Annotated in this window: 12 protein-coding genes; 7 read left to right on the top strand and 5 right to left on the bottom strand. The window is 68.5% G+C overall.

Annotated features, from left to right (window positions below; genetic code table 11):
• Position 1 precedes the first annotated feature (1 nt).
• The 4 genes from thrC to ACFQ4H_RS21845 all read left to right on the top strand — a co-directional run bounded on the left by thrC (position 2) and on the right by ACFQ4H_RS21845 (position 7,086).
• A complete protein-coding gene (gene thrC / locus ACFQ4H_RS21860) occupies positions 2-1,294 on the top strand; it encodes a threonine synthase (protein ID WP_377573182.1) in 1,293 nt (430 codons plus the stop codon).
• A 353-nt stretch (positions 1,295-1,647) separates the two neighbouring features.
• Positions 1,648-2,667 (top strand): GNAT family N-acetyltransferase, encoded by a 1,020-nt coding sequence (locus ACFQ4H_RS21855; protein WP_377573179.1) that lies wholly within the window; start codon positions 1,648-1,650, stop codon positions 2,665-2,667.
• Positions 2,668-2,697: 30 nt separating this feature from the next.
• A complete protein-coding gene (gene paaN / locus ACFQ4H_RS21850; RefSeq protein WP_377573176.1) occupies positions 2,698-4,374 on the top strand; it encodes a phenylacetic acid degradation protein PaaN in 1,677 nt (558 codons plus the stop codon).
• A gap of 258 nt (positions 4,375-4,632) precedes the next feature.
• Positions 4,633-7,086, top strand: coding sequence for a choice-of-anchor D domain-containing protein (locus ACFQ4H_RS21845; RefSeq protein ID WP_377573173.1), 2,454 nt, complete (start codon positions 4,633-4,635; stop codon positions 7,084-7,086).
• Positions 7,087-7,313: 227 nt separating this feature from the next.
• Here the strand turns inward: ACFQ4H_RS21845 and ACFQ4H_RS21840 are convergent, their stop codons facing one another.
• A complete protein-coding gene (locus ACFQ4H_RS21840) occupies positions 7,314-7,892 on the bottom strand; it encodes a GNAT family N-acetyltransferase (RefSeq protein ID WP_377573170.1) in 579 nt (192 codons plus the stop codon).
• Positions 7,893-8,248: 356 nt separating this feature from the next.
• Here ACFQ4H_RS21840 and ACFQ4H_RS21835 point away from each other — a divergent pair, with 356 nt between their 5' ends.
• The 3 genes from ACFQ4H_RS21835 to groL all read left to right on the top strand — a co-directional run bounded on the left by ACFQ4H_RS21835 (position 8,249) and on the right by groL (position 11,050).
• On the top strand, positions 8,249-8,452 hold the full coding sequence (locus ACFQ4H_RS21835) for a cold-shock protein (RefSeq protein WP_033342363.1): 204 nt from the start codon (positions 8,249-8,251) through the stop codon (positions 8,450-8,452).
• A gap of 263 nt (positions 8,453-8,715) precedes the next feature.
• Positions 8,716-9,108, top strand: coding sequence for a hypothetical protein (locus tag ACFQ4H_RS21830; RefSeq protein ID WP_377573167.1), 393 nt, complete (start codon positions 8,716-8,718; stop codon positions 9,106-9,108).
• Between the two features lie 319 nt (positions 9,109-9,427).
• Positions 9,428-11,050 carry a chaperonin GroEL gene (gene groL, locus ACFQ4H_RS21825; protein WP_377573164.1) on the top strand — a complete coding sequence of 541 codons (1,623 nt, stop codon included), beginning with the start codon at positions 9,428-9,430 and terminating at the stop codon, positions 11,048-11,050.
• An 82-nt stretch (positions 11,051-11,132) separates the two neighbouring features.
• Here groL and ACFQ4H_RS21820 read toward each other — a convergent pair whose 3' ends face one another.
• From ACFQ4H_RS21820 to ACFQ4H_RS21805, 4 genes are all read right to left on the bottom strand, one after another.
• Positions 11,133-11,324, bottom strand: coding sequence for a hypothetical protein (locus ACFQ4H_RS21820; protein WP_377573289.1), 192 nt, complete (start codon positions 11,322-11,324; stop codon positions 11,133-11,135).
• A 331-nt stretch (positions 11,325-11,655) separates the two neighbouring features.
• Positions 11,656-11,832, bottom strand: a complete 177-nt coding sequence (locus tag ACFQ4H_RS21815) for a hypothetical protein (RefSeq protein ID WP_377573161.1) — start codon at positions 11,830-11,832, stop codon at positions 11,656-11,658.
• Positions 11,833-11,895: 63 nt separating this feature from the next.
• Complete coding sequence (locus ACFQ4H_RS21810) at positions 11,896-12,807, bottom strand: GNAT family N-acetyltransferase (protein WP_377573286.1); 912 nt, start codon at positions 12,805-12,807, stop codon at positions 11,896-11,898.
• A gap of 248 nt (positions 12,808-13,055) precedes the next feature.
• Positions 13,056-15,635 carry a S8 family serine peptidase gene (locus ACFQ4H_RS21805; RefSeq protein WP_377573159.1) on the bottom strand — a complete coding sequence of 860 codons (2,580 nt, stop codon included), beginning with the start codon at positions 15,633-15,635 and terminating at the stop codon, positions 13,056-13,058.
• Positions 15,636-15,665 lie beyond the last annotated feature (30 nt).

Genomic DNA, 15,665 nt, shown 5'->3' with positions numbered 1-15,665 from the left:
CATGACGTCGATCATCGACGCGACCCCCACCCAGCCCACCGTTGCTGCCAGCCCCGCCCGTGCCCTGGTCTGTCGTGGCTGCGGCGCGGAATACCCGCTGGCCGCCCAGCACGCCTGCTACGAGTGCTTCGGACCGCTGGAGGTCGGGTACGACCAGGCGGCGCTGGCCCGGGTCACCCGTGCCGACATCGAGGCCGGGCCGCAGAACCTGTGGCGGTACGCGGCGCTGCTGCCCGCCGGGCAGGACCCGGCCACCCGGGTCACCCTGGACCCCGGCCTCACCCCGCTGGTCTCCGCTCCCGCTCTCGCCGCCGAACTGGGCATCCGGGCCCCGCTCTGGGTCAAGGACGACAGTGCCAACCCGACCCACTCGTTCAAGGACCGGGTGGTCTCGGTCGCCCTGACCGCCGCGCGTGGCCTCGGCTTCACCCGCTTCGCCTGCGCCTCCACCGGCAACCTGGCCAACTCGGTCGCCGCCCACGCGGCCCGGGCCGGCGTACCCTCGATCGTCTTCATCCCCGGTGACCTGGAGCAGGGCAAGGTGGTGACCACCGCCGTCTACGGCGGCGACCTGGTCGCCATCGACGGGTCGTACGACGACGTCAACCGGCTCTGTAGCGAGCTGGTGGAGACCGAGGAGTTCGAGGACACCGCGTTCGTCAACGTGAACGTGCGGCCGTACTACGCCGAGGGCTCCAAGACCCTGGGCTACGAGGTCGCCGAGCAGCTCGGCTGGCGCATTCCCGAGCAGGTCGTCATCCCGATGGCCAGCGGCGAGCTGCTGACCAAGGTCGACAAGGCGTTCAGCGAGCTGGTCGAGATCGGCCTCGTCGAGGCACCGGCCAACGGCTGGAAGGTCTTCGGTGCACAGTCCGCCGGCTGCAACCCGATTGCGACCGCGTTGCACGCCGGCACCGACGTGATCACTCCGGTCCGGCCGACCGGTATCGCCAAGTCGCTCAACATCGGTGACCCGGCCGCCGGCCTGTACGCCCTGGAGGCGGTGCGCCGTACCGGCGGTTGGATGGAGTACGCCAACGACGACGAGATCCGGGATGCCATCAAGCTGTTGGCGCGTACCACCGGGGTGTTCGCCGAGACGGCGGGTGGAGTCACCGTCGCGGTGCTGCGCAAGCTGGTGGAGAACGGCCGGCTCGATCCGGATGCGGAGACCGTCGTCTACAACACCGGCGAGGGACTCAAGACCATTGACGCGGTGGCGGCGCAGGTCGGACCGACGTACCGGGTCAAGCCGTCGCTCCGCGCGGCCCGCGACGCCGGTCTGCTCGGCTGACCAGCGGTTGTCCGCCGAACGTCGGCCGCTCGGTCGGGCCCGGCTGCGGTGGAATTTGCAGTGGTTAGCTGCGTTCGGTAACGGCTTGTTTTCCATCCGTATGAGAAACACCCCGCCAAGGGCTTGACGGCGGCATCTGAACGACGCAAGATGCTCCGTGCGGGGGGACGTATCGCCGTAGACTTTTGAAGTTCTTACGACCCAGCGCCGGAGGCGTTGTGCGAACGTCCCCCCGACCAACGTGTCCACAGTTGATGGACGGGTTGGTCGGTCGGCCCGGCTGAGGTGGCGACCGATCGTTCTGCGAAGTAAATCGTTCGCGAAACCTGTTTTCCGTCGGCACGCTACGTGCTATGGACATCGCCATCATCCCCCTGGACCCCACCGACGACACCGCCGTTGAGCAGGCCTATCAGATCGTGGCGGCCAGTGACGCTGCCGACCTGCCCGACTTTCCGCCACACTGTCGAACGCGCTTCGTCGGTTGGCTGCGACATCCGATGCCCGGCAACCTGACCCACTTCGCGTTGGCCCGGATCGACGGTGTGCCAGCCGGTTATCTGGGCATCGATCTGCCGCAACTCGACAATACCGACAACGCGGAAATGAACCTCCACGTACACCCTCGGCACCGCCGCAAGGGCGTTGGTCGCGCCCTGCACGACTATGCGGTCCGCCTGCTCCGGGAGCACGGCCGGAAGTGGGTCACCAGCGCCACGGTGGCGACGCTGCCCGGTGGACCACAGCGGCCAGAGGCTCCGGCGGCGTTCGCCACCGCGACCGGAGCCAAGGCGGCGCTGGTCGACGTGCGCCGCCGGCTCGACGTGACCACTGTCGACCAGGCGGAACTGGATCGGCTGTTGGCTGCGGCGTGGCCCAGGGCCGACGGGTACTCCCTGGTCCGCTGGATCGGAGATACCCCGGATGAGGATCTCGACGACCTCGGGTACCTAGATGGCCGGCTGCTTGAGGACGCTCCCATGGGTGACCTGGCCTGGGGACCGGTGCAGGTCGACGCGGCCCGGATGCGGGGCATCGAGGAGGCGTTGAACCTGCGGGGACGGCGTAGGTACCACTGCGCCATGCGGCACGACGCCACCGGCCGGATCATCGCCTGGACGGTGCTCGACTTCGGCGCGACCAGTCCCTGGCACGCCTACCAGCAGATCACCATCGTCGACCCGAGGCACCGAGGGCACCGGCTCGGCACGATCATAAAGATCGAGAACCTGCGGTACGCCCTGGCCAGCGAACCCGGGCTGCGGGCCGTCGACACCTGGAACGCGGCGGTCAACGATCACATGATCTCGATCAACGAGGCGATCGGCTTCCGGCCGGTCGACAGCTGGACCAACTGGCAGTTGGCACTCTGACCTGGGGCCAAGCTACGGCATGATGGCGGCATGACGGAGACCCCGCACCCCCTGTATGCCAAGCACGCCGACACCCTGGCCAAGGCGCTGACCGCGATCACCGAGCGTGGTTACTGGTCGGCGTATCCAGAGTCGCCCAGCCCCCGGGTGTACGGCGAGACCGCCGCCGCCGAGGGGGAGGCCGCATTCAGGTCCTACCTGGACGCCGACTTCCCCCTCGACCAGCCCGGCACCCGGGACCGGGTCGCCACCGAAGCCAGCCCGTTCGGGCTCCCCCTCGGGGTGCGGTACCCACATGCCGACCCGGACGAGCTGATGGCCGCCGCCACGGCGGCACTGCCGGCCTGGCGGGACGCCGGTCCGCAGACTCGGCTGGGTGTGTGTCTGGAGATCCTCGCCCGGCTGCACGCGAACGTGTTCGAGCTGGCCAACGCCGTACACGCCACCAGCGGGCAGGCGTTTGTCATGGCGTTCCAGGCCGGGGGCGCACACGCCCTGGACCGGGCGCTCGAAGCACTGGCCTACGCGTACGCCGAAATGACCCGTCATCCGGGAACCGCCGAGTGGGAGAAGCCGGCCGGCAAGGGTGACCCGCTGCGGATGACCAAGACGTTCCACGTCGTGCCGCGCGGCGTGGCGCTGGTGGTCGGCTGCAACACCTTCCCGACCTGGAACTCGTACCCGGGGCTGTTCGCCTCGCTGGCCACCGGTAACCCGGTCGTCGTCAAGCCGCACCCGCGCGCGGTGCTGCCGCTGGCGATCACTGTCCGGTACGCCCGGGAGGTCCTTGCCGAGGCCGGCTTCGACCCCAACCTGGTGCTGCTGGCCGCCGAGGCGCCCGACGAGGGACTGGCCTCCACGCTGGCCCTGCGGTCCGAGGTACGGATCGTCGACTTCACCGGTTCGACCGAGTACGGCGACTGGCTCGAAGCCAACGCCCGTCAGGCCGTGGTCTACACCGAGAAGGCCGGAGTCAACGCCATCGTCGTCGACTCGACCGACGATTTCGCCGGAATGTGCCGAAACATCGGTTTCTCCTTGACCCTCTACAGCGGACAGATGTGCACCACGCCGCAGAACATCCTGGTACCGGCCGACGGGATCAGCACCGACCAGGGGCACAAGAGCTTCGACGAGGTCGCGGCGGGCATCGCCGGATCGGTCGCCAAGCTGACCGGTGACCCGGCCCGGGCGGTCGAGTTCACCGGCGCGATCGTCAACGAGGGTGTGCTCGCCCGGCTGGACGAGGTGGCCGGACTGGGCGAGGTGGTGCTGGCCTCCCGGGCGATCGAGCACCCGACGTACGAACAGGCGGTGGTGCGTACCCCGACGATCGTGAAACTCGGCGCGGACGCCGCACAGACCTACGGCCGGGAGTGGTTCGGACCCATCTCGTTCGTGATCGCCACCGACTCCACCGACCACAGCCTGCGGATCTTCCGGGACACCGTCGGTGAGCGGGGTGCGTTGACGGCAGCGGTGTACGCCGCCGACGAGAAGGTGCTCGACGCCGCCGAGGCGGCAGCGGTGGACGCGGGCGTGCACCTGTCCTGCAACCTCACCGGAGGCGTCTTCGTGAACCAGTCGGCCGCGTTCTCCGACTTCCACGCCAGTGGTGCCAACCCGGCGGCGAACGCCGCACTGACCGACGGGGCGTACGTGGCCAGCCGGTTCCGCATCGTGCAGTCCCGCCGCCACACGGCCTGAGGTATGCGTGGAAGGGCTCCTTGGCATCGTTCCTGCCGGGGACCCTTCCGCACTGCGCTGCACATCGGCGTTGGGTCGAAACCGTCCGGGCCGGGCCGGTCCGGACGTGGTCGGCCCAACTCGCCGCTGCCACCTCGAAACGGCCGTGTGATCTCTGCTCCTTTTCGGACAGACTTTCCGAAACTTTATTGCCTGTCGATGGACAAAAGGCCTACTGTCCGCTGGCACTTCCACTTTCTTCGCTAAGAAGGAGTTTTGTTGTACAGCTTTCGTGGTGTCGTCGTCGGCACCATAACTGCGGTGGTCGCGGTGGCGGCGGTGGCCACCCCCGCTAGCGCGGCAGCATCACCGCCCGCTCCGTACACCGCCTTGTCCATCGACGGCACGCCGGGTTCCTGGTGGTATCAGGGGGCCCGGGTGTACGACCAGGCCAACGGTTCAACCTTCACAGTCACCGCGAACGCCAGCGACGAGCTGAAGTTCCGCGCGGATCAGGGCAGAGACTACTGGAATTTCGTCCTGGCCCCGCCTCCCGGCGCGTCGTGGACCGCGGACACCAGCTACGACCTGGCCATGTATCCCGAGGCCACCAAGGCGTTCATCGATGTCGTGCATGGTGGAAGCACCTGCTACGAGGCGCCGGGCACCCTCAACGTCCGGGAGGCCACTCGGGACGCCGAAACCAACGCCCTCACCGGGTTCGCGGCCTCCTTCGTGATCTCGTGCTACTCCAGCTACAGCGACCTCCGTGGCGAGATCCGGTGGAACTCGAGCGTTGACTTCGTCGGTGCGTCGACGGACGTCATGTCGCACAACTTCGGCGACCGGCTGGTCGGCAGCCCCGCGGTGACCAAGACGATCACGGTGACGTCGACCGGAACGGCCCCCACGGTCTTCGGGACCGCCGGCTTTTCCACCGCGACGACTGCCTACGCGATCACGGAAGACACCTGCTCGGGCACGACCCGCTCCAGCGGCGAAACGTGCACCATCACGGTCAGCGCGAGCCCGACCAAGTTGAGTGGCGAGTGGACCTTCCTGCAACTGCCCGACAACACCGCCCCCGGTAAGCGGATGGTGCAGCTGGGCATCAACGGCCTCGACCCGCGAACGGTCGGCATCTCCCCGACGGTCCTGGGCTTTATGGACCAGTACATCGCCGAGACGGGTGCACCGAGGACCGTGACCGTGACCGGAACCGGTGCCACGCCGATCACCTATGGCACCGTCACCATTGCTGGCACCGATCCTTCGTCGTTCGTCATCACGGCCGACACCTGCACGGGTGCCACGCTGGCCAAGGACCAGACATGCAAGGTCGATGTCGCGCCAAAGCCCGCCGGCCAGGGTTTCAAGAGCGCTACTTTGCAGCTGCCGAACAACAGCCTCACCACGCCGCAGACCGTGTCACTGAACCTTTCCGGTGTGGTGGGCGCCAAGGGCACCTACTATCCGCTGGCACCGTCGCGGATCATGGACACCCGTACGGGTAACGGTGCCCCGAAGGCGAAGCTGGGCCCGAACGGAACGATCAACCTCCAGGTGACCGGGCGCGGCGGAGTCCCGTCCGAAGGCGTAAGTGCGGTCGTGCTGAACGTGACCGTCACCGAGTCGACGGCTTCGAGCTACCTGACCGTGTACCCGGCTGGACAGTCGAAGCCAACAGCTTCCTCGCTGAACTTCCAGAAGGGCTGGGTCCGGTCGAACTCGGTGACGGTGGCCGTCGGTGCAGGCGGCAAGGTCGCCATCAACAACTTCACCGGCTACACCCACGTCATCGTCGATGTGACGGGTTTCTACACCAGCGACAACTCGCTGGTCTACAGCGGCAGGGGCCTGGGCGGGCAGCTTCAGCCCGTACCGCCGCTGCGGCTCTTCGACAGCCGCAGCGCCTGGGGAAAGAAGTTGCCAGGCGGCTACCAGCTCCGTGCCGGAGTGAACTACGGCGCCGAAGCCAACCGGCGGATGCGGGCCGTCGTCCTCAACATCACCGCTGTGTCACCGTCGGCCAACGGGTTCCTGACGGCCTGGAACGGGGAATGGCCGGCGCCGGACACCTCGACGGTCAACTACAGCGCCGGATCGATTACCTCGAACCTGGCGATCGTGCCGGTTCGGAAATGCTACGACTGCGAGTGGGGATCGGAGTATCCGACCTTCGGCGTCTACTCGCTCAAGGAGACCCACGTAATCGTGGACATCGTCGGCTTCATCGACGACGGCACCCTGCCCGACGGTCTGCGCTTCAACCCGAAGGCGCCGACCCGGATCGTGGACAGCCGAATCGGTCAGGGCCTGCCGGCCAACCTCGGCCATTCCGCAACCGGCACGGTCACCGCACCTGGCCCGGTGCTGACCGAGGGCACCCAGGCGCTGGCGCTCAACGTCACGGCGGTCACGCCCACGGCCAATACCTTCCTGAAGCTCTGGCCGAACGGCATTGGTGGCATCGATCAACCGGACGTCAGCAATCTGAACCTCAACGCCGGAGAGATCGTGGCCAACGCCGCCGTTACCCAGATCGGCCCGACCAACCAGTTCAACGTCTACAACCGTCTGGGTACCACCGGCGTCGTCATAGACGTCGTCGGCACCTTCTGGCTCTACCCGGGCACAGCCAGCGGACCCGCCGCACGAAGCAACGCCGGCAGCACCTCGCGGTCGCCCTACACAGCCCGGGACATGCCGACGCCCGACGTCGTCAGGAAATGACCCGCTGAACCAACAGCACCGGGAAGCGGTGGCCGTCGAGCATCGACGGTCACCGCTTCTGTCCCGGGTCAGCTCGACCTGGAGGAACGCTGCGGGGGCTTCCCGGTCCGCGTCGCCCAGCGTTCTGGCCATGGCCACCGCGCTCTGGCCCCAACCGCATGATTGGGCGCAGCCGTCACCCGGCCAGGGACCACCTACGACCAGGGGCGGGGTTCGGAACCACCCGGTCAGGCGGTACGGCGCATCTGTAGCTCGGTGAGCGTCGGCAGCCTCGGGTGCGGTACGCGTACACCGGTGTCGACGAAACCGAGCCGCTCGTACGCCCGGATGGCCCGGTCGTTGCCCACCACGACCTCCAGCATGAGCTCGGGCCGCCCCACTGACCGGGACCAGGCCGCCACGTCCTCGATCAACTGAGCGAGAAGTCCCCGACCCCGCCACGCCGGGGTCAGGTAGACACTGAAGATCACGGTCAGTCCGGGGTCCTCCGAGGACGGGAAGCCTCCCACATGGCCGACGAGACGGTCGCCGTACTCCGCCACGGACCTGGTGGAGTGCTGGCCGACCGCGTCGCTGGCGATCCGTGCCTCGAACTCGGCGTGTGGGCGGGCCGCCGCCTCGGCCACCGTCTCCATGAAGGCCAGCGGGGAATCGGCCAGCATCTCCAGCCGGAGTGCCCGCATCCGGCTGGCGTCCGCCGGGCGGATCCGGCGGACGGTGGGACCGTCGGCCACGCGGATCCGGCGGGCTGCCGGACCGGTGGGCGCGAGGGCCTGGCTCGGGGCCGAGGCCCACATGCTTGTCATGACGCATGACTACCCGGATGCCGGCTGGTCGGCAACCTGATTGCGGTAATGCCTTCCGGGTTGTTGCCTGCTTACAGAGACAAGCGACAATAGCTGAAGCGTTTTCTCAGGTGGACTGGGGTGCGACCAGTGACGGGGCCACCGCGTTCGTAGAGGTGGGAACCGGCAGCTTTATCGGGTGGGACGTGATGTCCGATTTGGGGGAGTGCGTAGCTGGAAGGGCTCGTGTACCGTGCGATTTCGGCCGCTGGATTCGATAGGTCCGATGGGAGCGACGGGCCAGCGGTCCCGACCGGCGTACGCCGTTGTCGGGGGTTGTCGTTGACCCAGCACCAATCGAAGTGAGGAAGTGCACCGTGGCGCAAGGCACCGTCAAGTGGTTCAACAGCGAAAAGGGCTACGGCTTCATCGCAGTCGACGGAGGACAGGACGTCTTCGTCCACTTCTCCGCGATCGAGATGGATGGCTACAAGGCATTGGACGACGGGCAACGGGTGGAGTTCGAGATCGCCCAGGGGCAGAAGGGTCCCCAGGCCGAGAAGGTACGCGTCATCGCCTGACCGGTTCCCGGTCGTCGTACGACGTACCCACACACCGGCGGTGGACCGAATGATCGGTCGACCACCGGTTCTCATGTTTGATCCGGCAGGACCGTGGCCTGTTCAGGTCACGGTCACTGAGGAGTGGCTGAGTTGGATCCGGAATGGGTGGCCACGCCGAACCCGATGATCCTTTGGTTGCACCATCCGGAGCCGGACTCAATAGTTGGTTCAGCCGGGTAGCGGAATCGGCCAGGCGAAGCTGGTCGTTCCTTTTGTCGATCATGCTCGTTACTCAGGTCGGACCGGCGTTGGCGATCGAGCTTCTGACGCTCAGCGACGCCAGCCCGTTCGGTGCGCCGGGTGTGGCCCAGGCCGATGTCGGGACCCTTGTGCCACTGGGCTACCTCGCGGCAGGGTTCGTCGCGACGGCTCTGTGGTCGTTGGGCTGGGCCTCCGGTGTCTGGGTGGTCACCCGCCGGGCGGCCGGTGAACCGGTCAGCCTGCTGTTCTCTTCGAGCGAACCAATCCGCTCGGCCGCTCGGCCCGCATGTTCCAGGCCCGCTCTGCTGGTCACCCACGCCGAACAACGCGGCCACGAGTCGCCGGTGACCGCTGCCCGGCTGGTTCGGGAACTCCACCGTCGGTCCTCCGCCGGCCCGCCGAGCTTTCGTTGATCTTCGGCTGATCCGACGCCCCGGGCCGAGCGCGAACCATGGGCGGGACGCCCCGACGCGCTTGCACTCGACAGGGGAGAGTGCTAAACAGGTGTTGGCACTCGCACCCCGTGAGTGCCAAGGTCGGGGCGGTAGGGTCACGGTCGCGGGTCCGCAAGGAGACGGACTCGCGTCACATGGCCGGTCGTCGCGGGCTGTCCGGCCCGGCCGGCGGACGTCACTGTCGCCAGGTAGTGACGTCCGAAGGTGCGTAATCAGGCGGCTCATCCGGGAGCCAACAGGCCCGGGTGGCCGCGAGTGTCCAGGAGGACAACGCCGTATGGCCAAGATGATCGCGTTCGACGAAGAGGCGCGTCGCGGCCTCGAGCGGGGCATGAACACCCTCGCCGACGCCGTGAAGGTAACCCTCGGCCCCAAGGGCCGCAACGTGGTGCTCGAGAAGAAGTGGGGCGCCCCCACCATCACCAACGATGGTGTGAGCATCGCCAAGGAGATCGAGCTCGAGGACCCGTACGAGAAGATCGGCGCTGAGCTGGTCAAGGAGGTCGCCAAGAAGACCGACGACGTGGCCGGTGACGGCACGACGACGGCGACCGTCCTGGCCCAGGCGCTGGTCCGCGAGGGCCTGCGTAACGTCGCGGCCGGCGCGAACCCGATGGCCCTGAAGCGGGGCATCGAGGCCGCCGTCGGTGCCGTGGCGGAGGAGCTGGCCAAGCTCGCCAAGGACATCGAGACCAAGGAGCAGATCGCCTCCACCGCGTCGATCTCCGCCGGTGACACCACCGTCGGCGAGATCATCGCCGAGGCGATGGACAAGGTCGGCAAGGAAGGCGTCATCACCGTCGAGGAGAGCAACACCTTCGGGCTGGAGCTTGAGCTCACCGAGGGTATGCGCTTCGACAAGGGCTACGTGTCGGCGTACTTCATGACCGACCCGGAGCGGATGGAAGCGGTCTTCGACGACCCGTACATCCTGATCGCCAACAGCAAGATTTCCGCGGTCAAGGACCTGCTGCCGATCCTCGAGAAGGTCATGCAGTCGGGCAAGCCGCTGGTGATCATCGCTGAGGACGTCGAGGGCGAGGCCCTGGCCACCCTCATCGTCAACAAGGTGCGGGGCACCTTCAAGTCCGTCGCCGTCAAGGCCCCGGGCTTCGGCGACCGCCGCAAGGCCATGCTGGTCGACATTGCCACCCTCACCGGTGGCCAGGTCATCAGCGAGGAGCTCGGTCTGAAGATCGACGCCGCCAACCTGGACCTGCTGGGCCAGGCGCGCAAGGTCGTCATCACCAAGGACGAGACCACCATCGTCGACGGTGCCGGTGACGCCGAGCAGATCCAGGGTCGGGTCAACCAGATCCGGGCCGAGATCGAGAAGAGCGACTCCGACTACGACCGCGAGAAGCTGCAGGAGCGGCTGGCCAAGCTGGCCGGCGGCGTTGCGGTCATCAAGGTCGGCGCGGCCACCGAGGTCGAGCTGAAGGAGCGCAAGCACCGCATCGAGGACGCCGTCCGTAACGCCAAGGCAGCCGTCGAGGAGGGCATCGTCCCCGGTGGTGGCGTCGCGCTGGTGCAGGCCGGCAAGACCGCCTTCGACAAGCTGGACCTCACCGGTGACGAGGCGACCGGTGCGCAGATCGTCAAGATCGCGCTGGACGCCCCGCTGCGGCAGATCGCCGTCAACGCCGGCCTCGAGGGTGGCGTCGTCGTGGAGCGGGTCCGCAACCTGGACGCCGGCCACGGCCTCAACGCCGCCAACGGTGAGTACGTCGACCTGCTCAAGGCCGGCATCATCGACCCGGCCAAGGTGACCCGTTCCGCGCTGCAGAACGCGTCGTCGATCGCGGCCCTGTTCCTGACCACCGAGGCTGTGGTCGCGGACAAGCCGGAGAAGGCTCCGGCCGCGGCGGCTGCGCCGGGCGGCGGGGAGATGGACTTCTGATCCCAGCGTCCAGACAGGACCGGGAGCCAGCGTCCCAGTAAGACAAGAAGGGGCGGGCCGCGCAAGCGGTCCGCCCCTTTCGTCATGTTGGTAACGGTCGTTGGTTACGCCGCTTCTCGGCCCGGGTGAACGGTTGCCTGATCTGGATGGGCGTGTCGACCAATTCGATCAACTCGTCGGCGGCCTCGTCGTCGACGCCGTCCATTTCGGCCAGTTGGTCCGCGTCGCCGTAGTCGAGCCGACCGACTGGAACCTCTCCGGGTGGGTCGGTCACCCGGGTGTTCGCGGTTTCCCCGGTCGCATCCGTGAGCCGCGTCCAGGCAACCGGTTGGAGATCGTCATCAGCTTCCTTGTCGTTCGCCATGATCTCCTCCTCCCAGTCACACCGTAGGTCCTACCTGCGGGAGAGGCCTGCGGAACGGGGTAATGTGCCCGTGTTGCCGATTTAGCCCTTTACGGAGGTAATTTGCCTCTGTCTGACGACCGTCTTCGTGGTGCCGATCAGGCACGGACCATCACCCACGGTCATCACCCACGGCCCATTCCTCCCGTCATGCGTTGAACCGATCGGTGGTCAACACGACCATTCCCTCGGTGGCCCGGCTCTACGGTGCAGCATGCGCCTCGGCGGCCGTCATCACGAGTACGGCGTCCGTACCGTACAACCGCGCCTGCCGGAGCACATCCAGCGCGGTGGTCCCGGTCGAGTGCATCGCCACGGCCGTGTCAGCGGCCAGGTGGTCCGGGATCGGGTGCAGGGTGAGGTGAGTTCGGGCGTGCATGACGGCGACCCTGGAAGCTCAACCAAGCTTGAGACCAAGTCCACCGTCGAGGCACGCCGCAGATCAGAGTTGCCTGCGGTAGAGGAAGAACACCCGCTCGATCCGGGCACCGGCACTGCCGGAATAGAACGGCACCGGGCCGACCCAGCCGATCTGGGCCTGCTCGTGTCCGGACGCCCGCTGGTCACGCAGGCAGCGACGGAGCAGCACGCCGCCGATGCCCAGACCCTCGGCGGCCGGAGCCGTGCCCATCGGACCGAACCAGGTCGGCCGCGACGAACCGTACGCGGCGAAGCCGAGCAACTCGTCACCCCGTACGGCGATGTGGCAGCCGCTGTCGGTCCGGTCGACCGAGTGCGACACCTCGTCGTACCACGCGCCACCGAAGTGCTCGGTGATGAGCGAGGCCAACGCCGGCAGGTCGTCGGACGTCGCTCGACGTACGGCGATCCCGGCGGCGGCCAGTCGCTCCTCGGCCGGTGCCGTGGACCGAAGTGCCGGCGAGCCGTCGTACGACAGGTCGGCGGTCATGTTCCACGCCGTACGATCCTGCTCGTAGCCGAGCTTCATCGCCAGACAGACCGCCGGGGTGTAGCGGACGTCGATGCCGGGCCAGGCATAGTACGGCGGGTTGCCGGCGATCCACACCTCGGTGGCACCACGGTCGGCCAGGTCGGCCTCGGCCCGTACCAGCAGGGCCCGGCCGATGCCCTTACGGCGGGCGGACGGCAGCACCGCCAGCAGGTCGATGTGTCCCCGGTCCGGCTTGCGGGAGCTGAGCGAGCTGAGCACGACCCCGACCACCGCGTCGTCGACCAGGGCGATGAAGCCGTCGGTACGCCGGTCGCCGGGGCGTTGCCGTAGCCGGGTCACGATCTGCTCCGCCTCGGCAGCGTCCTCCGGCAGGTCCAGCGCCGCGCGGCACAGTTCCACCACCGCCGGCACCCGGTCATCGGTCAGTACGACTATGCCCAGACCCGCTGCGGTTTCCGGCGGGTCTGTTTTCGGGTAGCTCAGACCCGCTGCGGTTTCCGGCGGGTCTGTTTTCGGGTAGCTCAGACCCGCTGCGGTTTCCGGCGGGTCTGTTTTCAGGTGGTTCGGACCCGCTGTGGCGTTCGACGGGTCCGAGATCAGCTCAGCATCCACGAGCGCGACCATAGGGCATGGGGGACGGGTTAGGAAGGGATCCTTCCTATACGGAGAACGACAAGAAGGGCCCTTCCCTACCTCCGGGCGGCCTGCACGGCGGCGTACGCGTCGACCAGGCCGGCACCTTCGCTGTTGGCCTCCGGGGCGCAGCCGTCCGGGGTCTGGCCCGGCGCAGCGACGGTCGCGGTGTCCCGCAGGATGCGCCAGGTGCCTTCCACGTCGCCGATCAGCGCCGGATTCGCCGACCACATCAGGGCCACCACCCCGGCCACGTGCGGGGTCGCCATCGACGTACCGTCCAGGCTGGCGTAGCCGCCGCCGGGCATCGCTGACAGGATGCCCGCCCCGGGGGCGACCAGATCCGGTTTGACCGCCCCGTCCGGGGTCGGACCACGGCTGGAGAAATCGGTGACCGCCCGGTTCCGGTCGACCGCGCCCACGGTGAAGACGTCCGGATAGGTGGCGGGTACGTCGTCGACCGAGCCACAGAACGGACCGGTGTTGCCGGCGGCGGCGACGAAGAAGATGCCGGCGGCAGCCAGTGCGGCCGTGGCCGGGCGCAGCGCGCTCGGGTCACAGCCTTCGAGGGGTGGACAGCCCCACGAGTTGGTGAGGATCTGTGGGGCCCGCTCGGGCCGCCCGTCGGTGAACGGGTTCCCGCCGGCCGGGAACGGGGCCAGCATGAACTGTAGACAGTCCAGGTAGCGGGCCGGGTTGCCGAGGTTGCGGTCGAGGTTGACACAGCCGACCCAGCGGGCACCGGGTGCGACGCCGACGTCGTTGCCGCCGACCGCCGTGGCGAGGGTGTGCGTACCGTGGCCGTTGCGGTCGCTGGGGGAGCGGGTGCCGTTCCACGGGTCGTACCATGAATCGTCACCGCCCCGGAAACGGGAGGACAGTGCCGGATGGCGACCGTCCACGCCGGAGTCCGAGCCGCCGACCACGATCCCGGACCCGTCGACCCCGAGCTGAGACCAGACCCGATCCGCGCCGATCATGCTGAGATTCCACGGTACGGAGGACGGCGCAGCCGCGTCGCCCCGGGTCACCGCGACCTCCGCCGGTAGCGGTCGTAGCCGTGGGGCCAGCAGCACCCGGTCGACCGCGTCGTGTCGGGACAGCCAGGCCCGCGCGACCGGCCCGCCGTTCACCTCGATGGCGTTGACCAGGTAGTACGGCGTGTAGTCCAGCCGGAACCGGTCCAGGTCACGGCGTAGCTCCGCCTGGGACCGCTCGGCGGTGGCGACGAGCCGCTGGTAGACCTCCCGGACCCGGGCGTCCCGGCCGGCCTGCCCCGACTGACCGGTCGATACGCCGCCCAGGTCGGCCTGTTCCTTGAGGACCACGAGAAGCCGCTCACCGTGCAGACCGGGCTGGCCGAGGCCGACGTACACCCCGGCGGTGGCCACCAGGACGATGGCGGCGGTGGCCGTACCGATCCACCGGTGGGGGGACGCGGCCCGTGCGCGGGCGAAGCTGACGCCGTACCCGAGGCCGAGCAGGAGCGCGACGGCGAGCGAGCAGCCGGCGGCGACAGCGGCCCAGAACGGCACGTCCCGCCCGCTCAACAGCAACAGCGAGATCTCCTCGGGGTCGGTGAAGGCCAGCGGACCGAGCGCGGCCAGCCCGACCAGCCACGCCGTCGGTGCGGCCGACCCGGGACGGTTGCCCGAGCCGGCCTCGTACGTGGCGAAGCGTCGCTGTGTGGCGGGGCGGCGCTGGGCGAGGGCCTGTAGTGCGGCAGCGGCGAAGCCGGCCGACGGCATGATGATCAGCTCGGCGAGTTGGGTGGCCGGTTGTCCGATTCCGGCCGCCAGCACGGCCAGCGCCACTCCCGCGACCAGACCGCCGAGCAGCACCAGGCGTGGACCGCCGGCCGGGCGGCCGTCGCTGTGGCGCTGGTAGGCCGCCCAGAACCGCCCGTCGAGGAGAATGCTGGCGAACCAGCCGACCGCCGCCGCCGTACCGATCGCCAGTACGGTCTCCAGCGGTCCACCCAGCGCCCCGATCCAGGCCCAGGGCAGCAGCAGTGCCAGCCCGGCGGCGATCGCGAATCCGGTGGCGGGCGATCCGGCACCGGTGGCGGAGGTTCGACCGCCGGGCTTCACCGGTTGCCCGCTGGGCTCGATGTGCTGCCCGTCGGGCTCGGAGGATTGGCTGGGCTCGACCGGTTGCCCGCTGTGCTTGATCTGCTGCCCACGCCGGTTCAGTCGCCCGGTCAGCATCGTGGCCAGGGCGAGCAGTACCGCCAGCGCGGCCAAATAGCCCTCGTGGTGGGACACCGGGATCGCCCGGAGCAACCCGAACACGCCGAGCGCGCCGGCGGCGATCAGCCAGGCGCGGCCGGTGGTCCGTACCGCCACCGAGCGGGGCAGCCCGGCCAGCAGCCCGGCTGGCAGCGCCACCAGCCCCGCCGCGACCAGATCGCCCACCGGCCAGAACCAGGCCGGTTCGTCGATCCCGGCAACGAGCAGCACCTGCGCGATCAGCCAGCCGGTCGCCTGACCGCCGACTGTCACGGCGACCGCCCAGCAGCCGACCAGCACGGCGGCGACGGTCGGCCACGGTCCGGGGCGCGCCGGGGCCGGGGCGGGAGGCCACGGTGGCGGCGGGGACTGGGAAAGGTCGTACGGTCGTATCGGGCCGTGCTGCATTCTCGAAACAGTAGTCAGCCGGAGCGCGCC

It is taken from the genome of Micromonospora sonneratiae (genome assembly GCF_042679305.1).
Taxonomy (GTDB): Bacteria; Actinomycetota; Actinomycetes; order Mycobacteriales; family Micromonosporaceae; genus Micromonospora_H; species Micromonospora_H sonneratiae.
Note: the sequence above shows the minus strand (reverse complement) of the source record. Positions and strands in the feature narration are given on the sequence as shown.